At 40.4% G+C, this 19,250-nt stretch carries 17 protein-coding genes; 8 read left to right on the top strand and 9 right to left on the bottom strand.

All coding sequences use genetic code 11. From position 1 onward, the window contains the following. Positions 1–9: 9 nt before the first annotated feature. Both BIZ38_RS13435 and BIZ38_RS13430 read left to right on the top strand, forming a co-directional pair. Positions 10–1,038, top strand: coding sequence for a DUF3549 family protein (locus BIZ38_RS13435; RefSeq protein ID WP_187490491.1), 1,029 nt, complete (start codon positions 10–12; stop codon positions 1,036–1,038). Then, a complete protein-coding gene (locus tag BIZ38_RS13430) occupies positions 1,039–1,338 on the top strand; it encodes a DUF3301 domain-containing protein (protein ID WP_054553721.1) in 300 nt (99 codons plus the stop codon). A gap of 739 nt (positions 1,339–2,077) precedes the next feature. On the opposite strand, the gene BIZ38_RS13425 is transcribed toward BIZ38_RS13430, so the two are convergent. Beyond that, on the bottom strand, positions 2,078–2,725 hold the full coding sequence (locus BIZ38_RS13425) for a GNAT family N-acetyltransferase (RefSeq protein WP_054563618.1): 648 nt from the start codon (positions 2,723–2,725) through the stop codon (positions 2,078–2,080). A gap of 147 nt (positions 2,726–2,872) precedes the next feature. On the opposite strand from BIZ38_RS13425, the gene BIZ38_RS13420 reads away from it, so the two are divergent. The 3 genes from BIZ38_RS13420 (at position 2,873) to BIZ38_RS13410 (ending at position 4,298) form a co-directional block, all read left to right on the top strand. Next, positions 2,873–3,103, top strand: coding sequence for a DUF2789 domain-containing protein (locus BIZ38_RS13420; RefSeq protein WP_036969581.1), 231 nt, complete (start codon positions 2,873–2,875; stop codon positions 3,101–3,103). 155 nt (positions 3,104–3,258) lie between these two features. Beyond that, positions 3,259–3,525, top strand: coding sequence for a hypothetical protein (locus BIZ38_RS13415; RefSeq protein WP_055021916.1), 267 nt, complete (start codon positions 3,259–3,261; stop codon positions 3,523–3,525). Then, a complete protein-coding gene (locus BIZ38_RS13410; RefSeq protein ID WP_054553724.1) occupies positions 3,525–4,298 on the top strand; it encodes a Zn-ribbon-containing protein in 774 nt (257 codons plus the stop codon). The genes BIZ38_RS13415 and BIZ38_RS13410 overlap by 1 nt, the downstream gene beginning before the upstream one ends. 61 nt (positions 4,299–4,359) lie before the next feature. On the opposite strand, the gene syd is transcribed toward BIZ38_RS13410, so the two are convergent. Beyond that, positions 4,360–4,899, bottom strand: a complete 540-nt coding sequence (gene syd, locus BIZ38_RS13405; RefSeq protein WP_166341495.1) for a SecY-interacting protein — start codon at positions 4,897–4,899, stop codon at positions 4,360–4,362. A gap of 59 nt (positions 4,900–4,958) precedes the next feature. On the opposite strand from syd, the gene queF reads away from it, so the two are divergent. After that, entirely contained in the window at positions 4,959–5,804 is an 846-nt protein-coding gene (queF, locus tag BIZ38_RS13400) for an NADPH-dependent 7-cyano-7-deazaguanine reductase QueF (protein WP_187490490.1), read from the top strand. A gap of 69 nt (positions 5,805–5,873) precedes the next feature. Here the strand turns inward: queF and BIZ38_RS13395 are convergent, their stop codons facing one another. Together BIZ38_RS13395 and BIZ38_RS13390 are read right to left on the bottom strand one after the other, a co-directional pair. Beyond that, positions 5,874–6,908, bottom strand: coding sequence for an isoaspartyl peptidase/L-asparaginase family protein (locus BIZ38_RS13395; RefSeq protein ID WP_187490489.1), 1,035 nt, complete (start codon positions 6,906–6,908; stop codon positions 5,874–5,876). 125 nt (positions 6,909–7,033) lie between these two features. Next, positions 7,034–7,738 (bottom strand): SapC family protein, encoded by a 705-nt coding sequence (locus BIZ38_RS13390; protein WP_054553727.1) that lies wholly within the window; start codon positions 7,736–7,738, stop codon positions 7,034–7,036. 243 nt (positions 7,739–7,981) lie between these two features. On the opposite strand from BIZ38_RS13390, the gene BIZ38_RS13385 reads away from it, so the two are divergent. Continuing rightward, positions 7,982–8,692, top strand: coding sequence for a DUF6445 family protein (locus BIZ38_RS13385; RefSeq protein ID WP_187490488.1), 711 nt, complete (start codon positions 7,982–7,984; stop codon positions 8,690–8,692). Positions 8,693–8,729: 37 nt separating this feature from the next. Here the strand turns inward: BIZ38_RS13385 and BIZ38_RS13380 are convergent, their stop codons facing one another. From BIZ38_RS13380 to pgi, 5 genes are all read right to left on the bottom strand, one after another. Next, positions 8,730–10,241, bottom strand: a complete 1,512-nt coding sequence (locus BIZ38_RS13380; protein WP_187490487.1) for a tryptophan halogenase family protein — start codon at positions 10,239–10,241, stop codon at positions 8,730–8,732. 76 nt (positions 10,242–10,317) lie between these two features. Beyond that, complete coding sequence (locus BIZ38_RS13375) at positions 10,318–12,858, bottom strand: TonB-dependent receptor (RefSeq protein WP_171041571.1); 2,541 nt, start codon at positions 12,856–12,858, stop codon at positions 10,318–10,320. Positions 12,859–13,730: 872 nt separating this feature from the next. Beyond that, a complete protein-coding gene (gene pgl / locus BIZ38_RS13370) occupies positions 13,731–14,441 on the bottom strand; it encodes a 6-phosphogluconolactonase (protein ID WP_138600000.1) in 711 nt (236 codons plus the stop codon). Positions 14,442–14,446: 5 nt separating this feature from the next. Then, a complete protein-coding gene (gene zwf, locus BIZ38_RS13365; protein WP_054553730.1) occupies positions 14,447–15,919 on the bottom strand; it encodes a glucose-6-phosphate dehydrogenase in 1,473 nt (490 codons plus the stop codon). Positions 15,920–16,189: 270 nt separating this feature from the next. Then, entirely contained in the window at positions 16,190–17,836 is a 1,647-nt protein-coding gene (gene pgi / locus BIZ38_RS13360) for a glucose-6-phosphate isomerase (RefSeq protein WP_187490486.1), read from the bottom strand. 348 nt (positions 17,837–18,184) lie between these two features. Here pgi and BIZ38_RS13355 point away from each other — a divergent pair, with 348 nt between their 5' ends. Then, a complete protein-coding gene (locus tag BIZ38_RS13355; protein WP_138600002.1) occupies positions 18,185–19,216 on the top strand; it encodes a LacI family DNA-binding transcriptional regulator in 1,032 nt (343 codons plus the stop codon). Positions 19,217–19,250: the final 34 nt, after the last annotated feature.

Genomic DNA, 19,250 nt, shown 5'->3' with positions numbered 1-19,250 from the left:
TGAGATTTTATGACTGAGCAGATCGCCACCTTAGGGCAACTTCTGGATGCAGCAGGTACCACTTGGCGTGCCTTCGATATTGGCAGACACATCACGAAATTAGACAAAAAACAATTTCTTGCCATTGAAGAAACAAAAATCCCTTACCCATACCCGCTTGCTGGTCATGCTTGGCTTGCTATTCAATTTTGGGATGTAAAAGCATCTAAAGAACCTTATGTATGGTTTTTAAAATTCCCCCTAGATGAGCAAAGCCGTCTTGTAAGCGCAAGCCGCGATCACTTCGCAAATATGGTAATTGAAGCGCTTGGTACAGAAATTACCGGTGAAAATGCCGAAGGCAAATTAGACAACAACCCGTATGTATTTACGCCAAACGCCAACAAGCTAGCAGCATTTAATGCACAGGTTAAATGTTTACTTAAACAAAGTGCTTCACAGTATTACGAATATGCGCAGCTGTATTTCTCAGGCAAACTAGGATTTGATAATTGGCAAAGTGTTGCAGTACAAGGTATTGCAGACTTTGCGATGCGTTTAGATAACGACAACAATTTAGCAAATCTACAAGCCGCTTGGGGGCAATTACCAGTCGAAGTATTACAGCCGCTAAGTGCAATGCTTGAACATGTTGCAATCGAACCCGTGTTTGCAGAGCAATTGTTAGCCTATGGTTTAAACGCCATAGAAAATAAAGACGACATCGCTCTTGTTGCAGCTCTTAGAAGCTTATCAAAAACACCAGCACAAGGTTTAACTGCGCAACTTGTTGATTTTGTATTATGCTCTGATATGAACACCCAGTCAGATGTACTATTAACGATTGCGGGACGCTGTTTTAGCACGCTTGAAGACCCAGAACGCTTACATGTGTTTATGGATTGCTGTGCGCACCACACTGAGATTGAGCAACTGTTTGTGAGTATTTTCACCGATTTAGTTGCAATTCCTAGTATTCGCCCTCACCTACTAGGTTTATTAAGAAAAGAAAATCGTAGCGAAACTCTCGCTCGCGCAATTGGAAGGTTATTCTCGTAAATGGCAGGCTTGTGGACACTCATCATCATTGGCAGCATCATCTATTTTTTTTGGTTAAACAGAAAAGTAGCCGAAGCAGCTAATCTTCATGCACAAAGACAAATTGAGCAATTAAATGTGCAATTGATGAGTGTTGCTTGCAATAAACGCCGACTTGGTATTTTAAAAAGCGGCAAACCAGGTATCAAAAGCGAATTTATTTTTGAGTTTTCAAGTGATGGACAAAACGTGTATCAAGGCGTTTTGATCATGGAAAATGAATTACTTAAAAGTGTCGTAATACCGCCACATAAGATTTAAGTTGCGAGTTGCGAGTTGCGAGTTGCGAGTTGCGAGTTGCGAGTTGCGAGTTGCGAGTTGCGAGTTGCGAGTTGCGAGTTGCGAGTTGCGAGTTATACAAGAATAATTGCAAGTGCGAGAAGTGCAACCTCCAGAAAGAACTAAGGCGTAGCTATTAGCCACGCCCCAATCTTGCTACTTCCATGATTAAGTATCCTTACTTATGCCGAAGCTGCCTTTTTATCTTTCCCCTGAACGGGTATACATCCTATACACCCACCATGCTACCTCATGTAACATTTAACACATCCTAGTGCCGTCCTCTTGCCGTCAATGGCTATCCACTTCGTTTTCCAAACGCTCCTTTAGCTTCCTGCTAAAATCATCCTTTGGTCAGTCCTTTTCAATCGCTCCGCGATTGTACTGCATCCTGGCAGTGTCCTTGTTCTTCCTTGCTTCCCTAGCTCTTGTCCCTTTGCTTCCTGCTAAGCTTCTTGCTTTGTTGCCACAATCCTAATCCTTGGCATCAGTTCAGTCGTTGAACCTGCGTCTTCTTGACATGATTAAGTTTAGAGAAATGCGGATATCTTGGTAGGCATAAAAAGTAATTTTTTCTAAGTCACAAAAATGACAAAAACAATAAATCCTTTAAAATCATTGCAATAAGCAATTATGGGTACAAATTTAAAGGCATTAAACTGATAAAACGCACAGCAATGTGAGATTTATCTCACATTGCTATTTCCAAAACGTCCTTTTGTCAATTTGCTGCTTTGAACATCAAGTCACCTTCAACTTGGTTAAAGCTTAATGCTTTGAACACTTCAAACCCTTCAGAGCTAAAGAATTCGCGCTGTTCAGAGCGAGTAACAAATACGGCTAAACCACTTGCTTGATTGCTTGACTCAACTAAATCATCAAGACCTCGTAGCAGATATCTGCCTAAACCTTGCCCCTGAAAATGTGGGTCAACGGCTATAAAGGCTAAAAACAGATAATGGCCTTTACTCGAGAGCGCTTCACGAATAGTGCGCTCTTTTTCTATAAGCTGATTGGTTTGCAAGTAACCCGCACTAAGCATCAGTTTTAAGCGCCAATGCCAGTATCGTTCAGCTTGCAGTTCACTTGCCGAATCAAATACACAGGCAATGGCTTTTAATCTACTTTGTGAGTAAAGACCTATTAGAGGCTGCTTTTCTTGCCAGAAACTTGCTAGCTCTTCACGTACTAAAGCACGTAATTTAGTTTCATATTTACTCGGGTTATCTTGTTGAAAACCTAATACATTCTGAAGAACGGGATCATCATGATAGGCTTGATAAATAAGGCTTGCGGCAGTGCTAATATCTTCAGCACTAAGGTATTGCACACTTAAGGTTTCGGGTTCAGCAACTGTCAAAATACTCATCCTTTTATTTGTTTTATTATTTTCGTACTAGACTATAAGGTATATACCCTACAGCGATTAAAGACAAATTCAGCGTAAGTTAAACTGCGGTTCATCATCATTAAGTTCAAGCAGTAATAATTATCGCCATACACAAGGAGCAGAACTATGGATACGACAAAACATGATATTTCGACCCTATTTGCACAACTTGGTTTACCGAGCAAAGAAAGTGAAATAGATGCTTTTATAGCATCCCATCAACTGTCTGATACAACCCTATTGCAGGAAGCGCCTTTTTGGGATGAAGCTCAGCAACACTTTTTAGCAGAATCACTTGCAGAAGATGGTGCTTGGAGCGAGGTGATTGATGAATTAGACGCAAGGTTACGCCAGTAACGCCTGCGACCTAATTTACGAGCTTAAATAACATTCTTTTAGCTCGTAAATTAGGAAAGTAATTTCACTCCACATCTATTATTGCTACCATACGCGCGCACTGCAGCCCATATACTGCGGTGCTTTTTAGTCTTTATAAAAGAGTTTATACAAAAATGAATGCCGTTGTATTTGATGCAATTAAAACCCTTCTTGATGAAGGTAAAACCCCGACAGTTGCCTTAACTAAAAGTAAGCTAGCCCAACCAATGCCGATGCCTGTGATCATCGCTGCGGTTAGCCAATATAAAAACAATCCGGATTCAATTAATAATTTCATCAATAACCCGTCAAATGAACAACTGAGTACACCAAAAGAAAGTCAATTGGATCGTATTGAAGCAAAATTAGATAGGTTATTAGCACTGCTTGAGAAAAAATAATGTTTGTTGTCGATCTGACTTTTGATTGCTACCAAGATACTACCCTAGAGCTTGCTGAACAGGCGATAAACCGCCTAGTGAATGCGCTTCGTTTTAACGGCCAAATTATTGGTGATGAATTTCCAACGGTTTTAAAAGATGGATTTTTCATTACTCGTGTAATGTGCCCAACCGAAGATGCGATGCATCCGCTCAACCATAGCCCGTTTGTAAAACATAGCATTGAGCAATTAAACACTGCAGGCTTACTGGCACCAAAAGTTAAAGTGGTCGGCCAAGACATTCACTCAAATGGCGCAGACATGTGTCATGATCCGTCATGCTATATTTTGTATACCACGTACGTGCACACCTGTAGCCCGCTTTATTGTGGTGATGACTTTTTGCCTGTACCGTTATTTCGCATTCCAGCAATTGCCAATGGCGATTACAAAACACTCATTAAATGGCAAGAAGACTGGCAAGCGTGCGATCAAATTCAGATCAATGGTGCAACCCGTTGTGAATTTCCTGCGCTTGAAGAGCTAACTAGCATCAAGAGTGACTTATACCGCCGTGGTCGTGATATCACGAAACGTATTAGTTTTCTAACCAAGAAGCCGGTTTATTACTATTTATACCGTGTAGGCGGCGTTGACAAAGAGTCAGAGCTTAAACGTCGCTGCCCAAGCTGCGATGGCGAGTGGAAATTACCAGAGCCATGGTTTGGCTTATTTGATTTTCGTTGCGAGCCCTGTGGCATTGTTTCGAATATCTCGTGGGACTTTCAATAACCTAATAAAGGTAATAACCAGATACACAAAAGGGGCAACCGCCCCTTTTTACTTATTGAATTTACACCGTTACTTTGTCTAAAAACTCACTGATGCTATTCGCTAGCACATGATGTGGTTTTTTACCCACATACTCTAAGCAAACCTCACCGCTTTCGACTAATACAGTGATCAGTAGATCATCTTGCTCTGTAAGACCAATAAATACGGTTTCTGGCTGCTTTAGCTTGCGCTTCATTAACACGTGACCGGTAATATTTTGCTGTAAGCGGCTAAAATCATCTTCATTCCATGCTTGTAGCAGTTCAATGTGATGATCATCAATACTCAATAACAAATTACCCGCATAGACATGACCAAACAATGGGCTTAAATCTTCAGGAAACGATAACTCTAGTGCCTTGGCTAAGTCTTCTAAACTGCCAGCAGGTTGTTGTGGGGTTGCACACCACTGAATAAGCCCCTGCTCATCTACTTCGCCCTGCTCACATGGACTTGGCCATGCTGTATCATGTTCAATAACAGGAAGCTTTCCTGTGCGTTCGAGGCATTTTTCACTAAATGCTTGATGTAACTTATCTAGTTTTGTAGAAACAGACATACTGCGAAACTCATTGGCTTTAGGTATAATGCCGCCATTGTAACTACAAAAGTGTAAAGATGACAGATTACAGCAACTCACCCGAACTAAAAAACAGTGTTCTTGGTAAAAGCACAGAGTATGTAGATACCTACACACCCAGTTTACTGTTTCCTATTGCCCGTAAATTAAACCGTGATGCATTAGGTGTTAGCGAAGATAACTTACCGTTTAAAGGGCAAGATATTTGGACTGGCTATGAATTATCGTGGCTAAATAGCAAGGGTAAGCCAATGGTCGCTGTGGCAACGTTTGTATTTCCTTGTCAAAGCAGTCACATCATTGAGTCAAAGTCATTCAAATTGTACCTAAACAGCTTTAATCAAACACGTTTTGAGACGCCGGATGACGTACATCAAGCACTGAGCAAAGACTTATCCGATGCGGTAAATGCACCGGTGATCATTACTTTATACCAAGCTGATGATTTCAATTGTTTGCCATTTTCAGCGTTACCGGGCGAATGTATTGATGATCTGGATATCGAAATCACTAGCTATGATATTGATGCCAGCTCACTTCGCCATAATGGTGATGAGATTGTCTCAGAAACCCTACATAGTCACTTACTAAAATCGAACTGTTTGATCACCTCACAGCCTGATTGGGCGAGTGTGATTATTCGTTATAAAGGCCAAGCGATTTGCCATGAAGCCTTATTAAAATATTTAATTTCGTTTAGAACTCACAACGAATTTCATGAGCAATGTGTGGAGCGTATTTACTGCGATTTAATGCAGCAGTTAAACCTCGAAGAGCTTGAAGTGTATGCCCGTTATACACGCCGTGGCGGTTTAGATATCAACCCTTATCGCTCAACGAATCAAGATGAAACACCTTTCAAGGTAAAAATTAATCGCCAATAACTTTGGTGGCGATAAAAAACCGAGTTGTGAAACTCGGTTTTTTATTGCCTGAAGATACGTTACAGGTAATTACTCGTCTTTAAAAATACCCACATACGTTGGTGATGTATTCGATTTACTCGCACGATACATACCAGCGGTGTTAAACGGCAAACTGATGTTACCTTTAGCATCAATGATGATCACACCACCAGTTCCCCCTACAGGCATTAATACATCGTGGATCACTTCGTTACCTGCTTCCACAATGGTTTTACCTTGGTATTTTACGCGAGCACAAATATCAGCTGCCACATTGTAGCGAATAAAATACTCACCATGACCTGTCGCAGATACTGCACATGATTCATTTTCAGCAAAGGTTCCTGCACCAATCACAGGTGAATCACCCACACGACCAAAACGTTTTGCTGTCATACCACCTGTAGAGGTACCTGCGGCGATATTACCGTTTTTATCAAGTGCAACCGCTCCAACAGTGCCCATTTTGTAATTAACTGGCAGGGCTTTGTGTGCAGCTTGGTAGTCTTTGCTGGTGACTTTTTGTTTATCGAGCTTTTCTTTTGCTTTTAATAACGCTTTGTAGCGATTTTCAGTATCGAAAAGATTGTTTTCAACCAGCGGCATACCTTGAGTTTTTGCAAACTCTTCGGCACCTTGACCGCTGAGCATAACATGCACTGATTTTTCCATCACTAAGCGCGCCAAGTTAATTGGGTTTTCAATGTGTTTAACCCCAGCAACAGCTCCTGCTTGGCGTGTACGACCATCCATAATCGATGCGTCAAGCTCATGTGCACCGTCATAAGTATATACAGCACCGCGACCAGCGTTGAAATACGGCGAGTTCTCAAGCACATTAATTGCCGCAGTAATGGCATCTAGGCTCTCACCGCCTTTTTCGAGCACGGCATAGCCTGTTTCAACGGCTTCTTTTAGTTTTGCACGGTAAGCTTTTTCTTGCTCTGGCGTGAAGCGGCTTTTTTCAATTGTTCCAGCACCACCATGAATAGCAATAGCGAAAGGTTGATCACTACTATGGCAGAAAGTACTAAATGATAATGCGCTAAGGGCAATGGCTGAGGTGAGTAATGTTTTTAACATAGGGGCACTTATATTTATTTTAGTTTGTAAGCCCAATGTGAATAATTCGTCGCTGGTTTTCAAGCTTTAACAGACGAAAGAAACAAAAAAAGCGCCTAATGGCGCTTTTTTTCAGCAGTTTAAAATTAAGCTTGAGCTGCTTTTAAACGTGCTAAACGTGCTACTTGGTGAGTAGACGTTAAGAAAGAGTAGATTGGTGCTAAATAGCCACGCTTACGAAGGTCTAAGAACTCTTCATCACTTAGTGAGTTAAGTTTTTTCTCGTCAACAAGGTAGATACCGTTGATGTCTTTTTTCTCACCTTTGATTTCTACAGTTAGCGTTTGAGCTACTAGTAGCTCTTTGTCTGCAAGGTACTTAGTGAATGCTTCAGTTACCTGAGAGAACTCGATGAAAGAAACAAGTGCTTCTTTACGACGCTTAAGGTATTCAGTTTCTTCACCGTTTTCGAAAAGTGCATTACCTGTTTCTTCGCTTACAAGTGGGCTTGCTTCGTCGATTACGATACCAAATTGGTCAGCTTCTGGATGCTTAACAAGACCAAGTGGGTAACGAGTCATAGACATAGGCGCAAATGCTGCTGTCCATTTGCCGTCTTGAATGAAAAGGTTTTCGCCTGGCTCTAGACCAAATAAAGCAACTGCTTGAAATTTACCTGATTCGTTGTTTTTAACAAATGCCATTGGGAATTCATTTGCGATGCGTGCAAATTCGTGTGCAACCACAGGTACTAAGTGCTGAGTTTTCATGAACTCAATGTTGATGCCATTTTGAATTTTAGTGTTGGCATGTTTTTCGTTATGTAAAGGCTGTACTTGTTGCTCCGCCATGATACTGCTCCGTTAATTTTATAATATGTTTTTGCTGTTAGTGCCCAAAGCCTATAGGTTTTGGCAACAAAAAGGAAGTGAAAATTTTGTGGCAGTTTGTACATTATAAATTAACAAATTTACTCATGTTGCTAATTAACCTTAAGTGATGAAAAAACAAGCTGCGATCAAGTAAATATTATCACGCATAAGCCACTATTTTTGTTAGTATATTCAACAAACACGGGATGACTGAGGCAAATAATGGAAGGCTATCAATTAAATAAAGACTATAAAGTAAGCCAAGTATTTATTGGTGAAATTAATGAAACCGTTATTATCGTTGATGGCTTTTTGCACAACCTTGAGCCAGTTTATCAATTTGCTACAGAAACAGCCTACTTCCAGCCTTTTGGCAGCGATGGCACACTCTACCCAGGCAAACGAGATGAAATGCCTGCGCCCTACTACCGAGCTTTTGAGCAGCTAGTTAACGAACTTTTAGAGCAAGGGATCATTACTAGCGGCGAAAATAATTTATATCTTCACCGCTGTAAACTTTCATTAGTTACTCAAAATGCGGATGAATTAAATACCTTGCAGCGTATGCCACATATTGATTCAACGGATGATAAAACATTTGCAGCAGTGCATTATTTGTCAGACAAAGAATGGGGTGGCACAGGCATATATAAATACCTACCTGAGAACATTATTAAAGTGACGGCTGATAACCAAAATAGCGTGCATAACATGATTGCTGATACAGAAAAACACAGCGCAACTCATCCTGGCTATTTAAATGAAACAACAGCGCTTTTTGAAAAAGTGGTGGATGTTGAAGCCAAGGTCAATAGGCTCGTAATTTATAAAAGTAATCTATTACATAGCGCAACTCTTTTAAATCACAAAAAGTACTGTAATGATTTAAATAACAGTCGTTTATCTATCTCCTCATTTTTTAGAATCGACTGAGTTGGCTAATACGTATTAGCCAGCTCAGTTAATAAAATTAGTACTTCTGTAAGCCAAATTTCTTTATTTTATCTAACAGTTCTCTGTGCTTAGGTAGCTCGCTTAATAGCTGATTGACGCGCTGCTGTTTAAGTTTAGCAACTTGTTGATTGTCGCTCTGCTTAGTTTGCTGTTTGGCAGGTACATAATGCATACCAAACAGTACGTATAAGTAGTTTTCTAAGTCGAACAAATCGAACTTACTGGCAAAGTCTTCGCGTACCGGTGTAAAGCGCTGCCAGCGTGCTAGGTTATTTTTTAGTTTTTCTGATAACTGGTCGGTTTTTTTGTTATCACGCCAAAAGGCTGAATCAGTTCTATCCGAAATACAGTAATGCATTTTTATAAAATCAAACGTTTGTTGCCATACATAATTCACCTGCTGATTGTATTCATCAGCAACTAAGTTAATGTCCTCTCGGGTACGCGGAAAACGTTTAGCTAATAACCCCGCAGAAAAGTCTGCAATTAAGATGGCAGTTGCTTCAAGTGGCTCAACAAAGCCTTGCGACAACCCTATAGCGACACAGTTTTTCTGCCACATTTTTTCTCTGTGCCCTACTTTCATCGGGATCTTTCTTGGGGTTAAGTGCTCAAATTTATTACCTAAATAATGATGCAATTTAGCGTGTGCTTGCTCATCGCTCATATACTTAGATGAATAAACAAACCCCACTCCTCTTCGCTCTGTGAGCGCAATATCCCAGATCCAACCAGCTTGGTGTGCCGTAGCAATAGTGTAAGGCGGTATTTCATCATCGCTTTGTGTCGGTACTTGCAAGGTGATTGCAGTGTCAGTTAATAAACTAGCTGACTTATCAACAAAACCCACCCCCAGTTTTTGCCCTATAAAGGCAGCCGAAAAACCAGAGCAATCGATAATAAAGTCAAATTCTAAGGCGTTACCTTCTGAGTCGATTAGGTGTGTAATAAAACCTTGCTCATCACAGCTGACATCTTTAATTTCTGCAAACAGGTGTTTTACAGCAAAATGTTGCGTGGCATGGCTTCCTAAGAATGCAGCAAACTTTTTAGCATCAAAATGATAGGCATAGCCATTGATACCTGCATATTGCGGTGTCGAAATTGTTTTCGGTGCTAGGTTATTTTCACAACACGCATGTTGCTTAGAAACAAACTCGGCGTAATCATTACCGTTACCCTCAGCAAGCCACTGCTGCGTTAAATCTTCACCAAATATATGTGGGTGATCAAATAAATGATGGTAAAAGTTAGCACCATGTTTGTGTTTATCTAGCCAATTTACAAACTTGATTGACTGCTTAAAAGTAACATCACATTCATTGATAAAGTCACTTTCGCTGATACCAAACTTTTGCAAAGAGTTGCGCATCGAAGGAACAGTGCCTTCACCGACACCTATGCTGGCAATATTAGGTGACTCGATTAATGTGATCTCAATACCGCTTTGCAAAAGCGCATGGCCTAAATGGTTTGCAGCTAACCAACCAGCTGTTCCGCCACCAACAATTGCGATTTTTTTTATCATTTTCACTCGCCCACTTTTTACTCACAAAAAAGCCCAGTGCGAGCTGGGCTTTCTTAATTTCGTTATCTAAATCAAATTAGAAACGTAGTGATACACCTAGCTTGTAGCGTGCTTCACCTTCAAAGCTCCACGCTGGGTAGCCGTTACGAAGCTCAGGAACTACTTCTGCATCAGAAGGAGCAACACCGATTTGTACGCTGTCTTCTTCAGTTAAGTTAACAGCTTCAAACGTTACGTCAATGTTATCAGTTACGCTGTAGTTAGCACTGAAATCAAGTGTACCGTATGATTGGTGCTCACGGTTACCGTAGAAACCAGGAAGCTCACGGATCATGTACTCTGAACGCCAGTTATAAGCTAAACGTGCTGAGTAAGTATCTGTTTCATAGTAACCCACTAAGTTCACAGTATGCTTAGACGAATCTGAGAATAATGGGATCATATCTGGGTAGTTTTCTGCTTCTGATGGTGCATCTACGAATGTGTAGTTTGCTGAGTAACCAAAGCCACTGTCAAAGCCATCTTGAATTTGTAGCTCGATACCTTCGATTTGGCCACCACTTGCATTAAGCTTAGTAGATAGCGTCCAGTTATCACCTTGAGTATCTGGGTCTACAACACCGATTTGTTGATTCAAGATTTGGCTTGAAGTAACAAATGATGTGATGTCTTTGAAGAAGTAAGTTGCACTTACCATACCGTCACCATCAAAGTACCACTCAATACCTAAATCAGCTTGAGTTGCTTTGAATGGGTTAAGGCCTACGTTACCTTTAGTTAGTACTTCGTTATTTGCTGTACCATCAGCGTAACCTGCAAAAGATGATGCAGAGAACATATCTGTGTAGTTAGGACGAGCAATTACTTGTGCTGCAGAGGTACGTAAAATTACATCTTCAGCTAAATCGAAAGCGATATTGATGCTAGGTAATACGTCGTTGTAGCTCGCTTTATCTGTGCTTAGAGAGCTTTCGTACTCACCGTTTGCAAAACCGTAGTAATCTGATTCTGCATCTGTAGAGATATAACGTAAACCGAAGTTACCGCGGATAGATTCTGCAGAGAACTCTGCCATTGCGTAAACTGCAAAGTTCTCCTCTTCAATTGTACCGTAACCTGAGCGGTATACAGCTGAATCATTATCGAAGCTTACAATTGCAGCACGTGCATCTGCTACCATTTTGTCAAAATCTGGCTTTGGTAAAGTGAAACCAGCACCTGATGACATAGTACCTGAGTAGTAAGTCTCACCATCACCAGTTGGTAATGTATCAACTAAAGTAGTTGAGTAAGTCTCTTGTTTTACTTCATGGTCAGCCCAACGGAAACCTGTTTTGATTGCTGTGATAGCACCAAAATCAACAGGGAAAGAAAGGTCTAACTGTGCGTAAGTTTCTTCATCTGTGTTAGGTTGCTTTTTAAGTGCCCAACCAGCTGGAGATAATGGACCTGCAAAATCTGATGCTTCAAAGTATTTGTTATTGATATCAATTTTGATCACATCACCAGTTGCATCATAAGTACCCGCGTAATCAGATGGAACACCAATGAAGTTACCGTAGTTTGCAGTAAGGTCTGTACCACCTTCTGATTCAGTTGTACCGAAACGACCTTTTAATGTGAAGTTTTCACCTTCGTATTTAAGGCTGAAATCAGCTGTGTCAGATGACATGCTCGCAATACGTGCCCAAGTTTGAGTCCAACCTGGATTTACACCTTCACCAGTACGACGATAGAAAGTACATGTACCTGATGCATTTGTTTGCTCACAAGCTGCTTCTTTGTCGTCAGGGAACATTACGAAGTTTGAGGTATTTGCATTGTTTGCATCTAACTCAAGGCTCATGATGTTTAAACCTAGCTCTAGGTTTTCTGTAGGACGATACTGGAAAGTTGCATTTAATGCTGTACGTTCACGCTCTTGTTGGAACGTAGTAGGAACAATATCACCCCAACCGATCAGTGATTCGATACCGTTACGTTGGTAGTTTGTTTCAGCCCAAGATACTGAACCTAATAAACCGAATGTTTCTTCGTCATTTTTCCAGCTAAATAAGCCAGAAACTTGAGGGTCTGTTTCTTCAGAGATTGTGCCGTAGTCGGCTTTTGCACTTAAGAAAGTTGTACCAGCGTCAAGATCAAGTGGCTTACGAGTGTTAACAATAACAGTACCACCAACACCACCTTCTACAACGTCAGCTTGAGAAGATTTATAAACTTGGATTTCACCAACTAATTCAGGTGGTAAAAGCGTATAGTTGAAGCTACGGTCGATTGATTGTTGGTCATACCAACCTGTTGATGCAACAGTTTGACCGTTTAAAAGTGTGCGTGTTAATTGGCTTGAAGCACCACGGATAGACACTTGCTGACCTTGACCGAATTGACGGTTAACAGCAACACCTGAAATACGACCTAGTGCTTCACCTACATCGCCATCAGGAAACTTACCGATGTCTTCTGCAGATACAGCATCGACAACGCTGTCAGCAAAGCGCTTAGTATTCATTGAAGCTTCAAGTGAACGGCGAATACCGCGAACTTCAATTACTTCAACATCTTCTTGAACTTTAGTTTCATCTGCTGCGTATGCAGCGCCAGTGAACCCAGCACTCATTACGAGGCCGATATTAACTGCTAATAAGCTTTTCTTAAAATTTTTAGCTAACACAGGATTCCCCTTGAATCATTTTGTTGGTTTTTTATATCACTTCTGCCCAGTGATGATGACAACGCTGTCATCTAGTAACAAACCATACACTCTAAATTACATTTGTGCTACATCTTTTTGGTTAATTTGTGCAAAAAATTTACAACGAAATAATCAAGTTATTGATATAACTAATATTTAATATTGAGTTTTTAAGAATTGTTACAAATAAACGGCGCAAATATAGCATGAGTGATATTGCAGATGAAAAGACCAAAAGGATGAGTTTTTGAAATTAGCTAAAAATTACATGTATTTTTGTAAGCTTTAGTTTCCACTGGGCATTTATTAACCATAACTAAAAGTTATATAAAACCTGTTATCTAACAATAAATTAGCTTAAAAAACTAACGTGTTTCTAAAAGCGCGCTGTCATGTACAAATTATTTTTAACTTTTTCTGGGCAGAATGAGTTAAAGGGAATATTGAGAATAACAATCAATAACAATGACAGCGTTGTCATTTTTAATTATATAGAGCCCCTTTGTACTTGTCTAACACTTTATCGGCTATTTAAAGAAAGTGTATTTATTCAATACTGTTTGTTATACCAATTCGCTTAATTAAGTGACCTATTTTTAGGCAATAAAACCTCGTTGATAACAAGGCAAAATTTCGTTATTTAGTTGTTCTAAATCAGAAATTTTTAACGCCGTTAGCGACAGGTTTAATCCCTCAAAATGATTAAGTATTATTGCGGATTGGTATTCAAGGTAAGTATTTAAAAACAAAAAAGCGAGCATAATAGCTCGCTTTTGGCATAGAGTTTTATTGAGCGATTAAGGTGCCCAATAAACTTCAATATTGATATGTGGGTGATTCAATACTGCACGTAAAGGCATGTCAGCAACTGCACCGCCCTCTTTCGCTTGCTTGTAAACAGCGAGTTTTTCTTCACCACTAATTAAAAGCTTCACAACTTTAGAATCTGCAATCGCAGATAAAGTTAACGTCATACGCTCAGTGATTTTACCTGTTACATCGCTTTCAATGGCATTAATTGCACATACTAAATCATCTGTTGCTAGACCGTGTTCAAGACCTTCGGCATGAGGGAAAAGAGAAGCCGTATGACCATCAGGGCCCATGCCTAAAATCGTCACATCAAAAGGACGCTTTAATGCTTTGTATGCAGCTTCACATTCAGCTACACCGTTTTGCGCCGTTAATGCGTCATTTTTCATTGTCACGAAATTAGCAGCTGCGCCATGGTTTTGTAATAGCGTGCTTTTGATAAATGCTTCATTACTTTTTTCATGATCAGCATCAACCCAACGCTCATCAACCATAGCAACATCAATGCTTGCCCAATCAAGTTCAAGGTTTGATAAGTGCTTATAAGCAGGTGCTGGCGATGAGCCACCCGACACCATCAATACCGCACGGCCATCTTCTTTAATACCAGCAACAAGGCTTTGTTCAAGGCTTGAAGAAAGTTCAGCTGTTAATTCGTCTTTGTTTGCAAAGAATTTTTCAACAATTGTTGCCATCTTAATTACGCCTTATCGCCTGTGTTAAACCAAACGTGGTTGTTTTCTTCTAAAAGCTCATCTGCATCTTCAGGGCCCCACGTACCAGCGCGGTATAACGATGGTGCACCTTTTTCTTGCCAACGCTCGATGATTGGGTCAATCCATTTCCATGCTTGACGCACTTCATCACGGTGAATAAACAGCGACGGGTTGTTTGCTGCGGCATCTAACATTAAGCGCTTATAGGCATCTGAATGAAAACCATTACTGTACGCTTGCGATAACTCAATGTTCATGGTCACTGGTTCTAATTGCATCTCAAGGTTATCAAGGCGCTTAGACATCAGTGTTAATTGAATTGTTTCTTCTGGTTGCAGACGAATAACAAGACGATTTGGCTCAATGTTACCTACGTTGTCGGTATAAACGTTGTGAGATACTTTTTTGTATTCAACAACGATTTCAGCACAACGCTTTTTCATACGTTTACCAGTACGAAGATAGAAAGGCACGCCAGCCCAGCGCCAGTTATCGATGTGCGCACGAATAGCAACAAAAGTTTCTGTTTTACTCGCACCTTCGTTTAATTCTTCTAAGTAACCAGGGACGATTTTACCGTCTAAGTTACCTGGTACGTACTGACCACGTACAATGTTTGCATCAACATCTTCAGCCACTAACGGACGTAACGACTCAAGTACTTTTAGTTTTTCAGTACGGATGCTGTTTGCGTTTAGTTTATTTGGTGATTCCATTGCCACTAAACAAAGTAATTGTAGCAAGTGGTTTTGTACCATATCGCGTAATGCACCCGCTTTATCGTAGAAACCAGCACGGCTTTCTAGACCCACTGTTTCCGATAAGCTAATTTGGATGTTATCGATTGATTTTGCATCCCACAGGTTTTCAAACAATGAGTTTGAAAAACGTAGTGCCATTAAGTTTTGTACTGTTTCTTTACCTAAGTAATGGTCAATACGGAATACTTGCTCTTCTTTGAAGTATTCAGCAATTTTTGCATTGATTGCTTCAGCAGATTCACCACAGTAACCAATCGGTTTTTCAACAACAACACGAGATGTTTCTGTGATTAGACCTTTCTTTGATAAGATTTCACAGCAGCTACCATACACTGCAGGTGGTAAAGAAAGGTAAAAAACACGAGACTTGTCAGCGTCGTGTTCATCAAGAATATCTCTTAATTTGTCCCAGTCATCATCTGCTTCAGTCACATTTGATACAACTGGCACAAGGTAAGCTGAAAACGCTTTCCAATCTTTTGCGTTGTACTCACCTTTACCTAAAAAGTCTTGTAACGCTTTATGTGCTGTTTCGATGTATTCTTTACGTTTGCTTTCTTCACGTACCGTAGGAAGGATACGAGAACCTTGAGGAAGGTTGCCCTCTTGATAAGCGCGATACATTGCAGGAAGTAACTTACGTAACGCAAGATCCCCGCCGCCCCCAAAAATTACGATATCAAATGGATTTAACATATATCACTCTCTACATTGGCAATGCCATGTTCATCCAATTCATGCAATATGGCAGTGCGTGTTGTTATCTGGTTGATGTGGCCTGTTAGACAATATCCTTTAACAAAGCCTGTTGAATTTGTTTGTAAGTAGCTTACTCATTCTTTTTATGTTGGCTGAAGTAAATGAGTCTTAGGGGCTCTGTAAATCCTCTCACAAAAATACAGGCCCTAAGAACTCCAGCGCTACCCGTTCAAAGGTATTCGGTTTGCAGCTAATACTGCGAATTTTTTACTGCTTACGATGTGTCTTATAGTAAGCGATCAGTCCATTGGTTGAACTATCATGTGGATGACTGACTGCATCATCAAATAATTCAGCTTCAATTTTAGAGGCAAGTCCCTTACCTAGCTCTACACCCCATTGGTCAAATGAACAGATTTCTAAAATAATGCCTTGGCAGAAGATCTTGTGCTCATAAAGCGCAATTAATCGTCCTACCGTTTTCGCATCAACTTTATCTAATAACATTGACGTTGTTGGGCGATTGCCTTGGTGAATCTTGTGATTCAATAATTCTGAGATTTCTGCTTCAGATTTACCTTTCGCGGTTAAATCTGCAGTTACTTGCTCTGCATCAACACCGGCCATCATCGCTTCGGTTTGTGCAAAGAAGTTTGATAATAAAATATCATGATGCTTGCCTACATTGACTTGCGGCTCAATTGAAGCAATAAAGTCAGCAGGTACAATTACATTACCTTGGTGTAGACATTGGTAAAAAGCATGTTGACCATTGATACCTGTCATACCCCAAATAATTGGAACCGTCGTGTAAGGAACCGTTTCACCTGCAAAAGTAACATGCTTACCGTTACTTTCCATCTCACCTTGCTGTAAATACGCGGGTAACATGTGTAGTGCTTGATCATACGGTAAAATAGCTTGCGCTGTATAACCTAAAAAGCTTGTGTTCCAAACACTTAAAAGCGCCATTAATAATGGTACGTTATTTTCAAATTCAGCATTTTTAAAATGCTCATCAATTTCAAACGCACCTTCTAGGATTTCTTCGAACGCCTCGAAGCCTAGGTACAGGGCGATTGGTAATCCTATCGCACTCCATAAAGAAAAGCGACCGCCTACCCAATCCCACATTGTGAATACGTTTTCATCAGCGATACCAAAGGCCGCTGTTTTTTCTAAATTGGTGCTTACAGCTACAAAGTGCTTAGCTATGTGCTCTTGCGCTTGTGCCGTTTGTAAAAACCACTCAACAGCCGATTTAGCGTTAGTCATGGTTTCTGAGGTGGTAAACGTTTTTGACGAGATAACAAATAACGTTGTCTCAACGTCTAAACCTTGTAAAACAGATGCAATCTGAACACCATCAACATTTGATACATAGTGAACATTTAATGTGCCATCAGCATAAGCAGCAAGCGCTTCTGTTGCCATTTGTGGGCCTAGATTTGAACCACCGACACCAATTGCAACCACATCTTTTACTGCTTTTCCTGTGTAGCCTAACCACTCACCACTGCGTACCTTACCAACAAAGGCTTTCATTTTAGCAAGCTCAGCGTTAACAGCATCTGTTACGTTTTCGCCATCAACCATTACAGCTGTGTTAGCGCGGTTACGTAAAGCAGTATGAAGTACAGCACGGTCTTCAGTAATGTTAATTTTCTCACCACTGAACATTTTTTCGCGCCATGCGCTAATATCACACTCTTTCGCTAAAGCAATTAATTGTTCAAAAACAGTTTTATCAATTTGTTGTTTCGAGTAATCGAATAATACACCCGGGATCTGAGCAGAGAATTGCTCGAAACGCGTGCTATTTTTGGCAAATAAATCTTTAAGATGAATTTGTTTCATCTTCTTGGCACTTTCAGATAGTGCTTGCCAACTAGCTAATTGCGAACGGCTGCTCATATATTTAATCCCCTTCAAAACTTGCAACAAACTGATTCTTAACTATCTTTTTATTATATTGAATAAAGACAGCAATTAAAAACACGGTGTGAAATCAACACTAAGTTAAAATGACAACGCTGTCAATGTTCTACTTTTACATTTTATAGTCGAGATAATAGCGCAATTTTTCTCTTTTGACACCGGTATCATAAAAATTATCTCAATTATTTTACTGCTAATTTGGTAGAACATTAGATACACTAACTAACTTATATTAAATATAGATGTACATATAAGAAAAAGCGTCTGGTGAATACCTGAACGATAATATTATAATAAAAATATAACCAACTATAAAGCAACAGTATGAAAGTAACCATTAATGATGTAGCCAAGCTCGCAGGTGTTTCAATGAAAACCGTTTCACGAGTGATTAATAAAGAGCCATCGGTCAGAAAAAAAACGTACGATATAGTGATGGACGCTGTTAACACGTTAAACTATCAACCAAACCTTGCTGCTCGTAACCTAGCAGGCACATCGTCTTTTACTGTTGGTTTAGTTTATGACAACCCGAATGCTTATTATGTCATCGACATGCAAAACGGTGTGTTGTCGCGTTGTAAAGAAGAAGGCTATGAGCTGGTTATTCATCCATGTAACTATCTGGATGGCAACATGGAAGAAGACTTTAAAACCATGATCAAGCGATCTCGCTTAGCTGGCCTTGTATTAACGCCACCGCTGTCAGAGCAAAATAGCATTATTGATATGCTAGATGAGATGGGCATTCATTATGTTCGCGTACTCTCTGGCCGCCCTACTGAAGAAGACCAAGACACTTGTATCTATGTGAACGATTACGCAGCTGCGTACGAAATCACCGCTCACCTACTGTCGCTTGGCCATAAAAATATTGGTTTTTTATGCGGTGACAAAGAGCATAAATCAACAACTGAACGTTTAGAGGGTTATCAGGCCGCGTTAAAAGATCACAGCATTCCATTGCATGACGCGCTCATCTACGAAGGCCAGTATTCTTTTGAATCAGGTGTAGAAGGCGCAAAAGCATTGTTAGGTGAGAATAACCCGAAAAACATCACAGCCCTACTTGGCGGTAACGATGAAATGGCAGCGGGCGCGTTATTCGCCTCACGCTTAATGGGTATCGAAATTCCACAGCAGCTATCAATTACGGGCTTCGAAGACTCACCGTTCTCGCGTCAGACTTGGCCTAAACTAACCACAGCACATCAGGCGAATGATGTAATTTCGCAGCATGCAGCCCGTTTACTGTTTAGAAAAACCCGTGGTGCACGTAATCAAGATAAAGACATCATCACGACCTTTACCCCTTCATTAGTAGTACGGGAAAGCTCAGGCCCTACAACGGCCTAATTTATACAAGTTACGAAAAAGCCGCTCTATAGCG

Source organism: Pseudoalteromonas sp. BZK2 (assembly GCF_014349195.1).
Lineage (GTDB): Bacteria > Pseudomonadota > Gammaproteobacteria > Enterobacterales > Alteromonadaceae > Pseudoalteromonas > Pseudoalteromonas simplex.
The sequence above is the reverse complement of the archived record's forward strand: the minus strand, read 5'-3'. Positions and strand labels throughout refer to the sequence as shown.